At 40.2% G+C, this 17,818-nt stretch carries 17 protein-coding genes; 14 read left to right on the forward strand and 3 right to left on the reverse strand.

Annotated elements, in window-relative coordinates:
* Positions 1-149: 149 nt before the first annotated feature.
* A complete protein-coding gene (locus SP041_RS04545; protein WP_025566118.1) occupies positions 150-1,037 on the reverse strand; it encodes a response regulator transcription factor in 888 nt (295 codons plus the stop codon).
* Complete coding sequence (locus tag SP041_RS04550; RefSeq protein ID WP_025566119.1) at positions 1,027-4,392, reverse strand: ATP-binding protein; 3,366 nt, start codon at positions 4,390-4,392, stop codon at positions 1,027-1,029. The genes SP041_RS04545 and SP041_RS04550 overlap by 11 nt, the downstream gene beginning before the upstream one ends.
* Positions 4,393-4,652: 260 nt before the next feature.
* On the opposite strand from SP041_RS04550, the gene urtA reads away from it, so the two are divergent.
* The 13 genes from urtA to SP041_RS04615 all read left to right on the forward strand — a co-directional run bounded on the left by urtA (position 4,653) and on the right by SP041_RS04615 (position 16,029).
* Complete coding sequence (urtA, locus tag SP041_RS04555) at positions 4,653-5,936, forward strand: urea ABC transporter substrate-binding protein (RefSeq protein WP_025566120.1); 1,284 nt, start codon at positions 4,653-4,655, stop codon at positions 5,934-5,936.
* Between the two features lie 212 nt (positions 5,937-6,148).
* Positions 6,149-7,828 carry an urea ABC transporter permease subunit UrtB gene (gene urtB, locus SP041_RS04560; protein ID WP_025566121.1) on the forward strand — a complete coding sequence of 560 codons (1,680 nt, stop codon included), beginning with the start codon at positions 6,149-6,151 and terminating at the stop codon, positions 7,826-7,828.
* Positions 7,828-9,048, forward strand: a complete 1,221-nt coding sequence (urtC, locus tag SP041_RS04565) for an urea ABC transporter permease subunit UrtC (protein WP_025566122.1) — start codon at positions 7,828-7,830, stop codon at positions 9,046-9,048. The genes urtB and urtC overlap by 1 nt, the downstream gene beginning before the upstream one ends.
* Positions 9,048-9,857: an urea ABC transporter ATP-binding protein UrtD gene (urtD, locus tag SP041_RS04570; RefSeq protein ID WP_025566123.1), complete on the forward strand. Its 810-nt coding sequence runs from the start codon at positions 9,048-9,050 to the stop codon at positions 9,855-9,857. The genes urtC and urtD overlap by 1 nt, the downstream gene beginning before the upstream one ends.
* 2 nt (positions 9,858-9,859) lie before the next feature.
* Entirely contained in the window at positions 9,860-10,555 is a 696-nt protein-coding gene (gene urtE / locus SP041_RS04575; RefSeq protein ID WP_025566124.1) for an urea ABC transporter ATP-binding subunit UrtE, read from the forward strand.
* Between the two features lie 50 nt (positions 10,556-10,605).
* Complete coding sequence (locus SP041_RS04580; protein WP_025566125.1) at positions 10,606-11,538, forward strand: urease accessory protein UreD; 933 nt, start codon at positions 10,606-10,608, stop codon at positions 11,536-11,538.
* Positions 11,539-11,602: 64 nt separating this feature from the next.
* Entirely contained in the window at positions 11,603-11,905 is a 303-nt protein-coding gene (ureA, locus tag SP041_RS04585) for an urease subunit gamma (protein ID WP_025566126.1), read from the forward strand.
* Between the two features lie 11 nt (positions 11,906-11,916).
* Entirely contained in the window at positions 11,917-12,258 is a 342-nt protein-coding gene (locus SP041_RS04590; protein WP_025566127.1) for an urease subunit beta, read from the forward strand.
* 2 nt (positions 12,259-12,260) lie between these two features.
* Positions 12,261-13,964 carry an urease subunit alpha gene (gene ureC, locus SP041_RS04595; protein ID WP_137297438.1) on the forward strand — a complete coding sequence of 568 codons (1,704 nt, stop codon included), beginning with the start codon at positions 12,261-12,263 and terminating at the stop codon, positions 13,962-13,964.
* A gap of 14 nt (positions 13,965-13,978) precedes the next feature.
* A complete protein-coding gene (ureE, locus tag SP041_RS04600) occupies positions 13,979-14,455 on the forward strand; it encodes an urease accessory protein UreE (RefSeq protein WP_025566128.1) in 477 nt (158 codons plus the stop codon).
* Positions 14,445-15,140, forward strand: a complete 696-nt coding sequence (locus SP041_RS04605; protein WP_025566129.1) for an urease accessory protein UreF — start codon at positions 14,445-14,447, stop codon at positions 15,138-15,140. The genes ureE and SP041_RS04605 overlap by 11 nt, the downstream gene beginning before the upstream one ends.
* A gap of 56 nt (positions 15,141-15,196) precedes the next feature.
* Complete coding sequence (gene ureG / locus SP041_RS04610) at positions 15,197-15,808, forward strand: urease accessory protein UreG (RefSeq protein WP_025566130.1); 612 nt, start codon at positions 15,197-15,199, stop codon at positions 15,806-15,808.
* Between the two features lie 38 nt (positions 15,809-15,846).
* Positions 15,847-16,029, forward strand: coding sequence for a hypothetical protein (locus tag SP041_RS04615; protein ID WP_025566131.1), 183 nt, complete (start codon positions 15,847-15,849; stop codon positions 16,027-16,029).
* Between the two features lie 227 nt (positions 16,030-16,256).
* Here the strand turns inward: SP041_RS04615 and SP041_RS04620 are convergent, their stop codons facing one another.
* Positions 16,257-16,568 carry a DUF2007 domain-containing protein gene (locus SP041_RS04620; RefSeq protein WP_205961165.1) on the reverse strand — a complete coding sequence of 104 codons (312 nt, stop codon included), beginning with the start codon at positions 16,566-16,568 and terminating at the stop codon, positions 16,257-16,259.
* Between the two features lie 298 nt (positions 16,569-16,866).
* Between SP041_RS04620 and SP041_RS04625 the strand changes: the two genes are divergently transcribed.
* Entirely contained in the window at positions 16,867-17,073 is a 207-nt protein-coding gene (locus tag SP041_RS04625) for a cold-shock protein (RefSeq protein WP_025566132.1), read from the forward strand.
* Positions 17,074-17,818: the final 745 nt, after the last annotated feature.

The raw sequence follows: 17,818 nt of genomic DNA on the forward strand, positions 1-17,818 counted from the left end.
ATAGGTTTCTCTGCTGGCAGAGAGAAAGTAAAGTCGCCGAAAGGGCGAAATACCAAGTTACAATTATTAATAAAGCCACAACGAGCGGAGACGAACCTAAAGCACAAGAAAAAGGATCACCCAGCAATCCCTTGCTGCTAAATAAACGACTACCCCTCTAGGATCCTAATCGAAATCGCCGCCGCCGACGTCCTATTATCCACCCCTAACTTCTTATAAATTTGCTCTAAATGTTTATTCACCGTACGTGGGCTCATCTCTAAAATCTGTGAAATTTCCCAACTGGTTTTACCGTAAGACACCCAATACAAAACCTCTGATTCACGTTTGGTGATCGGGAGATTATCTTTCAAATCCTGTGGTGATTTTTGTGTTTTAGTTTGTACGATGCGTAACAAATGCATTTGCTGCTGTTGACGCTCGTAAGCAATGCTCATTTTCTCTGAAAAACAGTCCACTTTCAGCTCTTTGCTGGTATCACCCAATAGCCAACTTTCAATTAAAGTCGCTAAGGTAGCCCACGGGCTAGCGTCGCCTTTCGAAATATCATCGACTAACTCATGTACGTGTGGTGTTGCCCAAGATAATCGACCTAATTGGCTGACACAAAATACGGTTTTACCTGCGTGGTCTAAGGCATCCTGCGCACTTAATGCGAGTTTGGCGGTTTCAACGTGGCGTTTGATCCGCACAATCACTTCGTCGGGTGAAATGGGTTTAGTGACATAGTCCACGCCACCTGCTTCAATACCTTTCACAATGTCTTCGACGTCAGTTAATCCGGTCATGAAAATAATCGGGGTGTTAGGTAAGAGTTCTTTTAAACGTCGACAAGTTTCAAAGCCATCCATCTCTGGCATCATCGCGTCTAATAACACCACATCTGGTGGTACTTTCTCTGCGATGGCGAGTGCTTGTTGTCCGCTTAAGGCCACTAATGCGGTATAACCTTGACTGTTCAGTGCCACATTGAGCATGCCTAATGATTCTGGTGAATCATCGACAACCAATACAACATCACTGCTTTTATGATCCATGGTTTAACTCGTTTAAATATTCAATAATTTTAGGGAAATTACAGACTTCAACATACTCAAGTATCTGCGATGCACTGTCTTCTGGGTAGTGATATTCTGTTTGTATTTCTTCAAACTTGTTCTTAAAACCAGATAGATAACCAATCTCTGCGAGGGCGATTAAAGCTTGGTATTGCTCTCTGCTGACACTGGGATTATTACTCTTATTAGTATCGTTAGACGTTATGTTATCAGTATTTTTATATTGCCATTGTAAGTTTAATAATTGTGCAATTTTACCTAATAATGCATCTAAATTAAGAGGTTTGGCAATATAACCATTATGGTAACCTTCGGCTTGTAGATTGTATTCTGCATCACGTGCATTGGCTGACACCATTAATACGGGCATTTGATAATGCTGTTCGCGTAGATTTTTTACCATTTGCCAGCCGTTAATGTCTGGCATTTGCACATCCATTAGCACTAAGTCGATATCATTATCCTGTAGTAATTCAAAACCTTGTTGTGCATGCTCGGCCAATAACACCTTAAAGCCAATGGGGGCTAATAAGCTGAACATCAGATCGCGTTGATTTTTATTATCGTCGACCACTAATACGGTTTGTGTTTCACCGTTATAACCTACGGCTTCTGATTTAGTCAGTTCTGGTTCTTTAGGATCTTTGTTGAGTTTAAATAACATGAGCTTAAAGTTGAAGGTCGAGCCTTGGCCAACGCTACTCGTTAAGCTTATTTCACCTCCCATCAGTTCAGCTAATGAACGTGAGATGGTTAACCCTAATCCTGTTCCACCGATAGATTGAGTATGGGTATTGCGAATTTGTTCAAAAGGTTTAAATATTAAATCTTGGTTACTTTTAGCGATGCCTGCACCAGTATCGATAATACTAAAGTTAGCGACTTCGCTCCGGTAGGTGACTTTAAAAGTCACTGAGCCTTTTTCAGTATATTTAATGGCGTTAGAGATCAAGTTGATCAGTATTTGTCTAAAGCGCTGTTTATCTGTGGCTACGTAATCGGGTAGGTTGGCGCTGGCGATATAATGAAATTTAATGCCTTTTTTACTGGCTTGCATTTGGAACATATCCACCAACTGCTGCAAAATAGCTTTGAGATTAAACTCATCACGTTGCAAGGTCACTCGTCCCGCTTCAATCTTAGAGACTTCTAATAGGCTTTCAATTAGGTCGGCGAGATGCTCTCCGTTACGTCTCACAATGGCAATGCTTTCACGCTGTTTTGGCGGTAATACTTGATCGCGCATTAACAGTTGTGCATAACCTAGCAGTACATTAAGCGGCGTGCGTAACTCATGACTTAACGCGGCAAGATAACGACTTTTAGCTTCATTGGCAGACTCTGCTACTTCTTTTGCGCTTTGTAATGCCTCTGAAGTTTGTTCGTGCGCATCCACTTCTTTGGCTAAGGCTTTAGTTTGTGAACGTAACTCTTTTAATGCACTTTGGTTGCCATTACGCGCGAGGATAAATAACCAACTGACAATGCCGATGATGATCATTAATAGGAAGAATATTTTAATTAAGGTGCTGGCAAACACTTGTTTTACTTCTACTTCATCCAGCGGAACTTGTAGATACACCAACACTAAGATCCCCGCTCCGACAAAGCTTAACCCTAAGGTGAGGGCAATAAATTGCATCAATGGTGTGGTTAATACTTTAAGTACTTTGGCACTTAAAAAACGCGTGAAAAAATCATGCGCTTGTTGCGAAAGTGTCGCGTCTGGCCTGCATTGATCTGAGCAACGTACATCGAGGCTACAACATAATGAACAAATGGCTTTGCCATAAGCAGGGCAGAAAGTGATGTCTTCATGGTCAAAGCTATTTTCGCAAATATGGCATTGCGTAAAGGTTTTAATTTCAGGTTGTTGGTTGGCCGCTAAATAGTATTTTCCGTTGGTTAACCAGCCAATTAAAGGCACCGTTATAAAAGGTAAAAAACAGGCAATGAAAGACGCTAATGCTTCAACGGTTTCACCATAAATACCCATGTGTGCGGTAAAGCCTGCTACTGATGCAATCAACATGGAACCAACACCAACTGGGTTAATATCATAAAGGTGAGAGCGTTTAAATTCGATGTGGCGAGGACTGATACCTAACGGTTTATTAATGATGAGGTCTGCCACAACTGAGCTTAACCAAGCCAGTACAATCACCGAGTAAACTGACAACATACTGGCGATGGTTTGGTAAATGCCCAGTTCCATTAGTAATAGGGCAATGGCCACATTAAACACCATCCACACTACGCGTCCTGGATGATTGTGTGTGACGCGAGAAAAGAAGTTAGACCATGCTAATGAACCTGCATAGGCATTGGCAACGTTAATTTTTAACTGTGATAGCACTACAAAAGTACAGGCTACAAAGACACTAATCGACGGGTTATCAAACACATAACTGTAAGCAAGTTGATACATGTGAGCAGGGTCGCTGGCGAGATGTGGTGCAACACCTTGCTTTAATGCAAAGTAGGCTAAGAAAGATCCTAAAAATAGTTTAAGCGCGCCGAATAACATCCAACCTGGACCACCTGCAATCAGTGCTAACCACCAACGCCAAGCGCCTTTTTTGGGCTTTTCAGGTAAGAACCTCAGGAAGTCGACTTGTTCACCGATTTGCGCGACTAACGCTAATAAAACGGCTGAAGCGCCACCAAATAATAATAGATTAAATGAACGGCCTGATTCGCCAGCTTCACCGGTAAAGTTGATCCAATCGCTGAATTGCGTATCGTTGTGAGTAAATACAAAGAACAAAGGCAACAATTGTAGCGCTACCCAAATTGGTGATGTCCATACTTGAAAACGACTGATGTAGGTAATGCCGTGGGTCACTAAAGGGATAATTAATAAGGTACTGACGATATACCCAGCGGGTAAGGGCAAGCCAAATAGTATTTTTAATGCCATCGCCATAATCGCGGCTTCAAGCGCAAAAAAGATAAAGGTAAAGGAGGCGTAGACAAGTGAGGCGATACTGGAGCCAATATAACCAAAGCCAGCGCCTCGGCTAAGTAAATCAATATCGACACCATATTTGGCGGCGTAATAACTAATAGGTAGACCGGTTAAGAATACAATTAAGGTGACCGCTAAAATCGCCCAAGCGGCATTTTCAAAGCCATATTGAAGGGTGATTGCACCGCCAATCGCTTCTAAAACAAGAAACGAAACTATCCCAAGCGCCGTCATTGAGATGCGGTTTAATGACCACTTTCTTGCACGTTTAGCGGTAAAGCGCAGCGCAAAATCTTCCATCATCTCATTGGCAACAAGCTTGTTATAAGTTCTTCGTGCTTTAATTATTTTTTGGTTTGATTGCATGACCGCTTCTTTCGCTATTTATTGGCTATCCGTACCCGTACTAATAACTACTTAGCTCTTAGCATATCGTGCGCGCGTACCTTACTTCAATAGTTGTTGTTTTTATATGCGCATAATTACGTAGTCCATTGCGCGCTTTTGCGCATTTAATGCTTGCTCTAATTACTGGATACTAATCCCACTTGAAATAGGTTGGGATTGAGATTTTTATTCCGTTAAAAAGATTAATCATTGGATACTAAAAGGGAAAGGAACTATCTATGAAACTGAAGAAACTAATTGTTGCAAGTTCGATTGTTGCAACTGGCTTAATGACTAACTTTGCTTATGCTGCTGATAGCATCAAAGTCGGTGTTTTACATTCTTTATCAGGCACAATGGCAATTAGTGAAACAACACTAAAAGACACTGTATTGATGATGATTGAAGATCAAAATGCAAAGGGCGGTTTGTTAGGTAAGAAAATTGAGCCTGTGGTGGTTGACCCTGCGTCAAACTGGCCATTATTTGCAGAGAAAGGCCGTGAATTATTAGCAAAAGATAAAGTAGATGTTATTTTTGGTAGCTGGACTTCAGTTTCTCGTAAATCAGTATTGCCTGTGCTTGAAGAGCTTAATGGCTTAATGTTTTACCCTGTTCAGTACGAAGGCGAAGAGTCGTCTAAAAACGTATTCTATACGGGTGCTGCACCAAACCAACAAGCGATTCCTGCGGTTGATTACTTGATTAATGATCTTGGTGCTGAGCGCTTTGTCTTGTTAGGTACTGATTATGTTTATCCACGTACTACTAACAAAATATTAGAAGCATACTTGATGTCTAAAGGCATAAAGTCTGAAGATATCATGATTAACTACACGCCATTTGGTCATTCAGATTGGCAAAATATTGTAGCTGAAGTAAAACGCTTTGGCTCTGAAGGCAAACAAACCGCTGTAGTTTCAACAGTAAACGGTGATGCAAATATCCCATTCTACAAAGAGTTAGGTAACCAAGGTATTTCTGCTGAAGATATCCCTGTTATTGCGTTCTCTGTTGGTGAAGAAGAGCTATCTGGTTTTGATACTAAACCGTTAGTAGGTCATTTAGCCGCTTGGAACTATTTCCAAAGTGTTGAAACAGAAGAGAATGAAGCGTTTATCGCACAATGGAAAAAATACATTGGTGATGACAAACGTGTAACAAATGACCCAATGGAAGCAACTTACATTGGTTTCAAAATGTGGGTTAAGGCTGTTGAGAAAGCCGGTACTACTGATGTTGATGCAGTTGAACAAGCAATGATCGGTATCGCTGTACCTAACTTAACGGGCGGTATTGCGGTAATGAACCCTAACCACCATTTATCTAAGCCTGTATTAATTGGTGAAATCCAAGAAGACGGTCAGTTTGAAGTGGTTTGGTCTACGCCTGATACCGTGATTGGTGATGCATGGTCAGATTTCTTACCAAGCTCGAAAAACCTAGTCTCTGATTGGACTGCTCCAATCAAATGCGGCAACTTTGATGTCACTACTGCAAAATGTTCTGGTCAACAATTTTAGTCATAACGTTCTAACTTACTAATTTAAATTATTTAACTTATTTAACTTATTTAACTTATTTAATAAATTCATGTAGTTAAGTTCATGTAGTTAAGTTCATATAGTTAAGCTCATATAGTTAAGTTCATGTAGCTAAATGTAAGAACGATTAGATGGGAGGCTCAGCCCTCCCATTTTTATGCACTGAAGAAATCAATATTAAGGAACAGCCCATGTTGCGTCTATTTCCCCTTTTACTTTTCTTTGTTATGTCATTCAACGCCTCAGCCGCTGTTAGTGAAACACAACAATCAGCTCTTCCTGCATTAGTAGAGCAGTTACCAAATACTAAATTAAACAAAATGGCGTCACTGATTGAGCAAATCGCGGCGACATCAACACCACAAGTCAGCGATATTTTACAACCTTTGATGGACGGCGATCTGTATTACCTTAAAGCCGATAAACGTGTTGTCTCTGTCTTTAAAAACCAACAAAAACAATATGAACTGATGGATGTGTTAACTGCTGAAGTGTTACCTGCGGTTGGTAAATCAGCGATTAAAAAAGTAAGAACCAATAACCGTTTACGTAGCCAAATTCGTGACTTATTAGCCAACCTTGATTTAACAAGTACTGATGCCGATACCCGTATTACCGCTTTAAAACAATTATTAGATAACCCAAACCAAACCGGTTTGACTGCGGTTAATAAATTAATCAAAAGCGAGAAAGATGATGATGCTCGTGAATTGATGTCAGTTATCTTATTAGTTGATCAATTAGAAACGGGTTCTACGTCGGAGAAATTGTCTGCGGCTAAACAACTGTCAGATCGTTTAGAACCGACGGTTAAGAATGCATTAGTTAAAGAGTTAGATAGGATCTCTGTCGATTCAGCTTCTACTAGTTCAACATCTACTGACACTGAATCTAGCAGCGTAGAAGTACAAAGCGCAGAAACAAAAGAACTTAAAACAGTATTAACCAATGCCATAAGCAGCATTGAACAACAAGCGAGTGTGTTTAGCTTAGCTGAAAATTTATTTTTTGGGTTAAGTCTTGGATCCGTCTTATTACTGGCGGCGATTGGTCTTGCTATCACCTTTGGTGTGATGGGTGTTATCAATATGGCGCACGGTGAAATGATGATGCTAGGTGCTTATACCACTTATGTAATTCAGCAAACTTTCCCTCATTTAATTGAATACTCGTTATTAATGGCCGTACCTGCTGCATTCCTTGTATCTGGTTTTGTGGGTGTATTAATTGAACGTGGTGTGATTCGTTTCTTAAAAGGCCGCCCATTAGAAACCTTACTGGCCACTTTTGGTATCAGCTTAATCTTACAGCAGTTAGTACGTAGTGTGTTCTCTCCACTTAACCGCCAAGTTGAAGCACCACAATGGATGAGTGGTTCGTTAGAAATTAACCCTATCTTGTCGTTAACCTATAACCGTTTATACATCATCTTATTTTCGTTAATGGTGTTCTTCTCACTGTTAATGATTTTGAAAAATTCTTCATTAGGGTTACACGTTCGCGCTGTTTCTCAAAACCGAGATATGGCAAGGGCATTGAGTGTTAAAAGCTCATGGGTTGATGCGATTACCTTTGGTTTAGGTTCAGGTATTGCAGGTGTCGCAGGTGTGGCATTAAGTCAGTTGACTAATGTTGGACCGAACTTAGGACAAGCTTATATCATCGATTCATTCTTAGTCGTGGTATTCGGTGGTGTAGGTAACTTATGGGGCACGTTAGTAGCAGCAATGACCATGGGAACATTTAACAAAATACTAGAACCATCAATGGGGCCAGTGCTTGCCAATATTATTGTTTTAGTCAGTTTAGTGTTGTTCATTCAAAAGCGACCTAAAGGACTGTTTCCGCAAAAAGGGAGATCTGCAGAATAATGAATACTTTACTGAATTCACCTAGCGTGAAAAACATAACTAAAAAAATGAGTAGTTTGCATTTTGTTATTGCGATCTTATTTGTCTCAACATTGTATGTCAGCGTGTGTAACTTGATGTTTGCCGAGGGTTCACTACTGCATGTGAGTGATTACACGGTTAGCTTATTAGGTAAGTATCTTTGTTATGCCTTACTCGCTTTAGCAGTTGATTTGGTATGGGGGTATTGCGGTATTTTAAGCTTAGGCCACGGTGCATTCTTTGCCTTAGGTGGCTACGCGATGGGTATGTACCTGATGCGCCAAATTGGTGACCGTGGCGTTTACGGTAACCCAGAACTGCCCGATTTTATGGTGTTCTTGAACTGGACTGAATTACCTTGGTATTGGGCGGGATCTGATAACGCCTTGGTGATGATTTTATTAGTCTTTGCTGGCCCTGGTTTATTAGCTTTCATCTTTGGTACGTTAGCATTCCGTTCACGTGTAAGTGGTGTGTACTTATCCATCATGACACAAGCGATGACTTATGCATTGCTACTGTCTTTTTTCCGTAATGAAATGGGATTTGGTGGTAACAATGGTTTAACGGATTTTAAAGAGATCTTTGGATTCTCATTACAGTCACCGAATACTAAGCTGGCTTTATTTGTAGCGACAGCTGTGATGTTAGCCATTGGTTATGCGATCAGTCACTTTATTGTTAATTCAAAAATGGGCCGTGTGGTCACTGCGATTCGTGATTCAGAAGATCGTGTGCGTTTTGTAGGTTATAAACCGCAACATTATAAAGTATGGATCTTCGTAGTATCAGCAATGTTAGCGGGTGTAGCGGGTGCGCTTTATGTACCACAAGTGGGCATTATTAATCCGGGTGAATTCTCTCCATTAAACTCCATTGAGATTGTTATTTGGGTGGCAATTGGTGGACGAGGTACTTTATACGGTGCATTAGTGGGCGCGATTGTGGTGAGTTATGCTAAGACGCGTTTTACTGCGATTATGCCAGAAGCATGGCTATTTGGATTAGGTGGTTTGTTTGTATTGGTGACGTTGTTACTACCAAAAGGCCTTGCAGGGTTAGTGACAAACTTAATGGATAAAATAGATCCACCAGCAACAGAAAAGAAACCGAGCAGCTCTGATAAGAATGACTCTGATAAAAACGACTTTAATAAAAGTAAGTCGGATGATGCAACACTAGCAGCGGAGAATAAATAATGATTGTAGATAAACATGGTTCACCGCTGTCATCAGTTGATAATTTAAAGCCAGATACACGCCACGGTATGATTTTATACGTGGAAGATGTCAGTGTGAGTTTTGATGGTTTTAAAGCGTTAAATGACCTTAATCTTTATATTGGTGATGGTGAGTTACGTTGTTTAATCGGTGCAAACGGCGCAGGTAAAACCACGCTAATGGACGTTATTACTGGTAAAACGCGTCCTGACAAAGGGAAGGTAGATTTTGGTCAACAAATTGACTTATTAACACTCGATGAATCTGAAATAGCACGTGCAGGTATCGGCCGTAAATTTCAGAAACCAACGGTATTTGAAGCACTCAGTGTCTTTGAAAATATCGAGTTAAGTTTGTCTGGCGATAAAGGTATTTGGAGTGCGTTGTTTCATAAATTGAGTGGCGAACAACAAGATAAAATCGATGAAGTCTTACAAACCATTGGTTTAACAGTCGAGCAGCATTATCCAGCAGGGCGTTTATCTCATGGCCAAAAACAATGGCTAGAAATTGGTATGTTATTAGCCGCTGAGCCGCGTTTATTGTTAGTTGATGAACCTGTTGCGGGTATGACGGCACAAGAGACTGAGCGTACGGCAGAGCTATTAATATCATTAGCTGGTAAGCATTCAGTCGTTGTGGTTGAGCATGATATGGCTTTTGTAAGATCGATTGCGCGTAAGGTAACGGTATTACATCAAGGGACCGTATTAGCGGAAGGGTCGATGGATGAAATCCAAGCAAATAAAGATGTACGTGAAGTTTATTTAGGTGAGGAGCAAGCTTAATCATGATTGAATTAACCGCAGTAAATCAAAAATATGGTGGCACACAGATCCTATGGGATCTCGACCTTAAGATTAAGAAAGGCTCTCGTACTTGCATCATGGGGCGTAACGGTGTGGGTAAAACCACGTTATTAAAAACCATTATGGGATTATTGCCTATTAGCTCAGGTAATCTTGTAATTAATGACAAAGATATGAGTAAAAGCAGTGTTGAGCAACGCCCTGAGATTGGCGTTGGGTATGTGCCACAGGGGCGTCATATCTTTCCGCAATTGACGGTTGAAGAAAATCTAAAAATCAGTTTAAATTGCTCAAGACAAAAAAGTAAAACAATTCCAAATCATATCTTTAAGCTTTTTCCTGTACTGGAAGAAATGTTGCATCGCCGTGGTGGTGACCTGTCTGGTGGCCAACAACAGCAGTTAGCGATTGGACGTGCTTTAGTACTGAATCCGGATATCTTGATATTAGATGAGCCCAATGAAGGTATTCAACCTAATATTGTGCAATTAATTCGAGATGTGTTATTAAAGTTAAATAAAGAACAAGGCATGACCATTATTTTAGTGGAGCAGAAGTTACCTTTTGCTCGCGCAGTAGGAGAAAACTTCCACTTAATGGAAAAAGGCCAAGTAATAGCATCGGGTCCAATGGATGAACTTGATGATGAATTAGTCAGTAAGTATCTCGCCGTTTAAAACGGTGAAGCTGAATCGCTAATGTCAATATAAGTTAAAATAAGGGAACAATGATTACAACCGTGCCACTCTCTTCAGCCGCTACCGTAGCGACGAATATCAACGCTAGCAAGCCAGTGAAAAATCACTGGCTTGCTCATTTGCTCTTAGAATTCAGCAATACTCCCGTCGGAACACAATTGACTCGTACACAACGTAAAGGGCCGCTTTCAGTTCAAAAAGCCTTTTACCCAGAAGGACGAGATTGTGCGCATATTTACTTGTTACATCCGCCTGCTGGCATTGTATCTGGTGATGAATTACGTATTAGTGTGGCAGTGAAAGAAGATGCTCATTTACTGTTTACCACACCTGGAGCAGGGCGCTTTTATCGTGCTCGAACCAACCTTGATATCGGCGATACAAAACAAGCACAAATCACTCAGTTAACCTTAGAGGCTAACGCTAAGTGTGAAAACTTCCCGCAGGAAACCATTGTTTACGAAGGAGCCGATGGTTTTAATACTGTTGATATCAAGCTCACTAGCAGCAGTGTTTACCTTGGTTGGGATATTACTTGCCTTGGATTACCTGATTCAGATGAACCCTTTGTAGACGGAAAATACTGTCAATTAAATCGCTTATATTGCGATGACATCTTAATTTACCATGACCGCATTGCGTTATCTCCCGCTAATCAACTTTTAACGCATCCCGCTGGGTTAGCCAACAACAGCGTATTTGCGACTTTTTTAGCTTATGCGCCGCAAACATTAAAACAACCACAGCAACGTGCCGAGTTGGTGGCCTTATTACGTGGCACAGTAACGGAACAAAACGCACAGTCATTGATCAGCATTAGTGATATTGATGGTTTATTAGTAATCCGCTATCTGGGTGCTCATGCACAACAATGCAAACAATTATTCATTAGTTTATGGGAAGTATTACGGCCTTTGTTGATCGATAAAGTCGCGATACAACCGAGAATCTGGCATACCTAAAAAAACTTTTGTATAAAGAAGAGAGCTTATTAATAGCTTGGCCTAAATTAAAAGAGAAAATGATATGGATTTATTACCAAGAGAAAAAGACAAATTACTGCTTTTTACTGCCGCATTGCTAGCAGAGCGTCGTTTAAAACGTGGTGTAAAACTAAATTATCCTGAAGCGATGGCTTACATCTCTATGGAAATCATGGAAGGTGCACGTGACGGAAAAACCGTGGCTGAAATGATGGATTACGGGCGTACGTTATTAACCCGTGACCAAGTGATGGATGGCATTGCTGAGTTGCTTCCTGAAGTACAAGTTGAAGCAACCTTCCCGGACGGGACGAAGTTAGTCACTATCCATAACCCAATTATTTAATGGAGTAGCTTATGATCCCCGGCGAAATAAAAACGGATAGCGGTAATAGAGAACTCAATGTTGGCCGTGAGCAGTTAAAAGTGACGGTTGCAAATTCAGGTGACAGACCGATTCAAGTTGGCTCGCATTATCACTTTTATGAGGTAAACAGAGCGTTGGTTTTTGATCGTGAAATCACTAAAGGTTATCGTTTAGATATTACCTCAAGTACTGCGGTTCGTTTTGAACCGGGACAAAAGCGAGACGTTACGCTGATACCTTATCGCGGTAAGCGCCGTGTATTTGGTTTCCGTGGTGATATTCAAGGCGACCTTCAAGTCGAGACTAAAAGTAGCATTGAGGGAGAACAATAATCATGGCTAGCATTGATAAACATTCTTACGCACATATGTTCGGTCCAACGGTCGGCGATCGTATTCGTTTAGCTGATACAGACTTATGGATAGAAGTCGAAAAAGATTTTACTGAATACGGTGAAGAGGTCACTTTTGGTGGCGGAAAAGTGATTCGTGATGGAATGGGACAAAGCCAAGCAGCTTGTTCTGAGACCGTTGATCTTGTGATCACTAATGCCTTGATCCTTGATCATTGGGGTATTGTAAAAGCGGATGTGGGTATTAAAGACGGCCGTATCGCTATTATCGGTAAAACCGGTAACCCTGATATTCAAGACAATATTGATATCGAAATTGGTGCAGGTACAGAAGTCATTGCAGGCGAAGGCCAAATCTTAACGGCTGGTGGCATAGACGCACATATCCATTTTATTTGCCCACAGCAAATTGAAGAAGCACAAATGTCAGGCGTCACGACCATGATCGGTGGTGGAACTGGCCCTGCGACAGGTACCAAAGCGACTACCTGTACTCCTGGCCCTTGGAATATCCATAAAATGCTGCAAGCAACTAATGACTTCGCAATGAATTTTGGGTTCTTAGGCAAAGGTAACGTCAGCTTACCGAAAGCATTAGAAGAACAAATTGAAGCGGGGGTGTGTGGTTTAAAACTGCATGAAGATTGGGGCACAACACCAGCTGCGATTGATAACTGTTTGTCGGTTGCTGAGCGTTATGATGTACAAGTTGCGATTCATACTGATACGTTAAATGAGTCAGGTTTTTTAGAAGATACATTAGGCGCATTTAAAGGTCGCACTATTCATACTTACCATACTGAAGGTGCTGGTGGCGGTCATTCTCCTGATATTATCCGTGCTTGTGGTGAGCCCAATGTATTGCCTTCATCAACTAACCCAACGCGCCCGTATACAGTTAATACCATTGATGAACATTTAGATATGTTGATGGTATGTCATCATCTCAATCCATCCATTCCTGAAGATGTTGCCTTTGCTGATTCTCGTATTCGTAAAGAGAGTATCGCGGCAGAAGACATCATGCATGATTTAGGTGCAATCAGTATGATTTCCTCTGACTCGCAAGCGATGGGACGTGTTGGTGAAATGATCACACGCACTTGGCAAACAGCCCATAAGATGAAACAACAACGTGGTCCGTTAGCACCTGATACAGAGCGCAATGATAACTTCCGTGCTAAGCGTTACATTGCCAAATACACAATCAACCCAGCAATAAGCCATGGTATTAGCCATGAAGTAGGGTCGATTGAAATAGGAAAAATGGCTGATTTAGTGTTATGGAAACCAGCCTTCTTTGGTATTAAACCTTCGATGATTTTAAAATCTGGCTTTATAGCGGCAGCACCGATGGGTGATGCGAATGCCTCAATTCCAACGCCGCAGCCTGTTTATTATCGCCCAATGTTTGGTTCATTTGGCAGCGCAGCAGCACAAACGTCAATGACCTTTTTATCGCAAGCGGCGATTGATAAAAATGTACCTGAAATAGCGGGAATGACACGTTTAGTTGGTGTGTGTAAAAACACCCGTAATATTGGCAAGAAAGACATGATCCATAATGATTGGATGCCGAATATTGAAGTGGACTCTCAAACCTATGAAGTGCGTGCAAACGGTGAGTTATTGACGTGTGAGCCGGCTACTGAACTACCGTTAACACAACGTTATTGTTTGTTTTAAGTTAGGAAAAAACAATGTTACAAGTATTTGAAAGGTTGGATCATACGCATGATGAAATCAGTGATTCGATCACACTAGATCATGACACGCGTAAGAAATCACGCATTAAAGGGGCCACTGACAAAGGTGCTGATATTGGTATTTTTGTAGAGCGTGGGCATCCTTTGTTAGTCGGCGAAATATTAAAAACAGAATGTGGTTTATTGATTGAAGTAAAAGGACAAGCTGAAGCCGTTTCAACCGCGCTTGGTAGTGATTGGTTAACCTTCAGCAAAGTCTGCTATCACTTAGGAAATCGCCATACGACGTTACAAGTCGGTGAGTTATGGGTGCGTTTTAAACCGGATCACGTATTAGAAGAGCTTGCTGAAAACTATGGCTTAACAATCGATAAAGCACCTGCCGTTTTTGCACCTGAAAATGGCGCTTATGGTAAACGTAGTGGGCATTCGCATTCTCATGCACATTCAGAGCATAGCCATGAACATTAATATGGCGAGTCCGATTAAGCTTAATCGACTGCTACAATTATGTAGTGCGAATTTACCAGTTGGTGGATTTTCATTTTCACAAGGGTTGGAATACGCGATTGAAATGGGCTGGATAAACAATCAAAAAACGACTTTTGAGTGGATTGAGTTAAATCTCAATGAATCCATTGCCCGTACTGATTTAGCCTTATTAAAACGATTGTATCTCGCCTTAGAAAATAATGATTTTGAAAGCTTTAAAGAGCATAACCAACATTTAATTGCTTGTCGTGAGAGTAGCGAATTACGCCTTGCTGATGTCGCAATGGGTAAAGCATTGATTCGTTTATTAAAACAATTAGATACTGTGGATAGCGAACCTTATAGCGAATTATTCAAGGAGGCTGAAAGCAGTTTTGTCAGTGTTTTTGCGATTGCAGCGTACCTTTTTCAGTTAGATTTAATCTCAGCACAAAGTGGTTATTGCTGGACGTATCTTGATAACCAAGTAGCGGCAGCCACTAAATTGGTGCCATTAGGGCAAACTCAAGCACAAAATTTACTGTTTGAATTAAGCAATAAAGTGGAAGGGGCTATCAATGTTGCCAACCAAATTGAAGATGATGATATCGGCGCAAGTTTACCGCGTTTAGCGATGGCAAGTGCCTGGCATGAAACGCAATACACCCGCTTGTTCAGATCTTAAAAAGCAGATTCGATTTAAGTACAGACAAATTATTTTAGAAATATGAGAGAAAGATAATGAGAAAAAAACAACTATTACGTATCGGTGTCGGTGGCCCAGTCGGCTCAGGTAAAACCGCTTTATTAAGCCAATTATGTTTAGCACTACGCAACAAATATGAAATGGCTGTCGTCACCAACGATATCTACACACATGAAGATGCACAATTTTTAACACGTAATGATGCATTAACGGCTGACCGTATTATTGGCGTAGAAACGGGTGGTTGTCCGCATACGGCAATCCGTGAAGATGCCTCAATGAACCTAGCGGCCATTGATGAATTGCATGAACGTCACCCTGATTTAGATTTTGTATTAGTGGAAAGCGGCGGCGATAACTTAAGTGCAACATTCAGCCCTGAACTATCAGACTTAACTTTATACGTGATTGATGTGTCTGCAGGTGATAAAATTCCGCGTAAGGGTGGCCCAGGTATTACTAAGTCTGATTTGTTGATTATTAATAAAATTGATGTTGCTGATTTGGTTGGTGCATCATTGGACGTAATGGATCGAGACGCGAAGAAGATGCGCGGTGATAAACCATTTATTTTCAGTAATATGAAAACACAACAAGGGTTAGCTGAAATCATCGAGTTTATTGAAACGCAAGGTATGCTCAAATAAGCACTATTTATATATTATTATGTTGGAAAGGAATAACCATGAAATTTTTTACTTTAATTTTTACCTTGTTACTAAGCACGCAAGCTTTTGCTCATACTGACCATGCACTAGGCGAAGGCGCAATACACTTACTTTACCATGCTGTTTTCTGGGGATTATTTGCTGTTGTCGCAGTAAAAGGTGTGCTTTATTTCAAAAATAAGAAAAAGTCTAAGCAATAGAATATTGTTTAATTAGTCTTTTATTGACGAGGCAATGTCGTCATTCTTGATATTGCCTCGCCTACTTATCGGTGAGTTGTTTTCTATTATTCACTTTATGAGCTTAGTATTGGCCCATCTGCGCTTATTACGCTTTTTTAAACCACCCACAGTCCGTGCATTTTCTACCGTGTTTATAAAAAAATAACGGAAATCCTAAGAATATAAAAAGAATGAAAGCTGGCTTTTTACCTTTGGTGTAGTTGGTAGTAGTTGACTAAATTAGTACTTTTACATTGCGTGCAGTGTTCAGGTACGGCTTCGAAAGCAGAATCTACATCCTCTGAAAAGTTTAATGCTAAAGTCGCTTTTGCTTCAACTTCAAACTCCTCTTGAACGTATAACCTAACTCCCCCTATAGCATCAGAATAAAGCCACTGCATATTAACAGTGTGCTCATCAGCTATATGCGCAGGAATACCTTCACCCTCTAAACTTGCTTTAGCGATATGTGCATCCAAAGGAAATGAATATTTAGATATGACTACAAACCGACTCATAACGCTCTATAACTTTATTGATAGTGGGGTGACTAGCTTAGTTGAAATAGTCAGTAGATAAAGCAACTTATATAAATCGAGTATATCTGATCTTTAATGCTTTTTATCTTAATGATCTATTGACTTAATCTAGGAATTCTATAGTATTGAACTCAGCAGAAATAAAGCCTATTGTTTACATTCTCCATTACGTTGTCTTATTAATAATACCTCGTCTGAAGTTTTTAAGTTCCAGTCTAATTTTACGCTATTCAAGCCTATTGAAGGCAATTTTTATTAAATTTTACAGGATATTATTATGTCTAAAGTTCAAGGTACGGTTAAGTGGTTTAACGAGTCTAAAGGTTTTGGTTTCATCGAGCAAGCGTCTGGTCCAGACGTATTCGCACATTTCAGTGCAATTGCAAGCGAAGGTTTCAAAACTTTAGCTGAAGGCCAAAAAGTAGAATTCACTGTAAGCCAAGGTCCTAAAGGCCCGCAAGCAGAAAATATCGTAGCTCTATAAGCTCTGATATTTTAGTGCCTTAAAGCACTAATAATTCTAAGAGAATGGTGAATCTGAAAAGATTCGCCATTTTTTTTTGCTTTAAAAAAAGTGAACATATAGATCACCAATCAACTGCTGTTAACCGTTTAAACTAACTTCTGAGTATATTGAGGTAGAGACTGTATAGATGGTATTTTCTAGGTGATATTAATACCAAAAGAATTAATAAGGTGATCATTCTTGCCGGTTAAAATTACCCCTAACTGCGTTGTGAGTTTTGAAGTGAGAACAACTATCTCCTACAACTCACGCCTTATTAGTGTTAATTTTTCCTGCGCAATCTCTGATCACTTATTTAATTCCATTGGTATAATCATCAACATGAAGAGCTGTTCAATTTATAGATTTTAGATTTAGACGATTTGTAGGTTTAGATATTTGTAGATTTGTAGATTTGTAGATTTGTAGATTTGTAGATTTGTAGATTTGTAGATTTGTAGATTTAGAGGTTTAGATATTTGTAGGTTTAGATATTTGTAGGTTTGTAGGTTTGTAGATTTAGAGGTTTAGATATTTGTTGGTTTAGAATATTTAGGACTTTAGAAATTGGAGGCTTTATAGGTTTTAAACAATGTTATACCATTTCCGATAAATATGTGATCTAATTAAGTTTCTTACAAAGGAGCTAATATGAGTCACAATTTTGCTGAATTAATTAATGCGACAACCAATGCGAGACAACGATTAAAACTACTCGCTGTCT

Source organism: Psychromonas sp. SP041 (genome assembly GCF_000470315.2).
Taxonomy (GTDB): Bacteria; Pseudomonadota; Gammaproteobacteria; order Enterobacterales; family Psychromonadaceae; genus Psychromonas.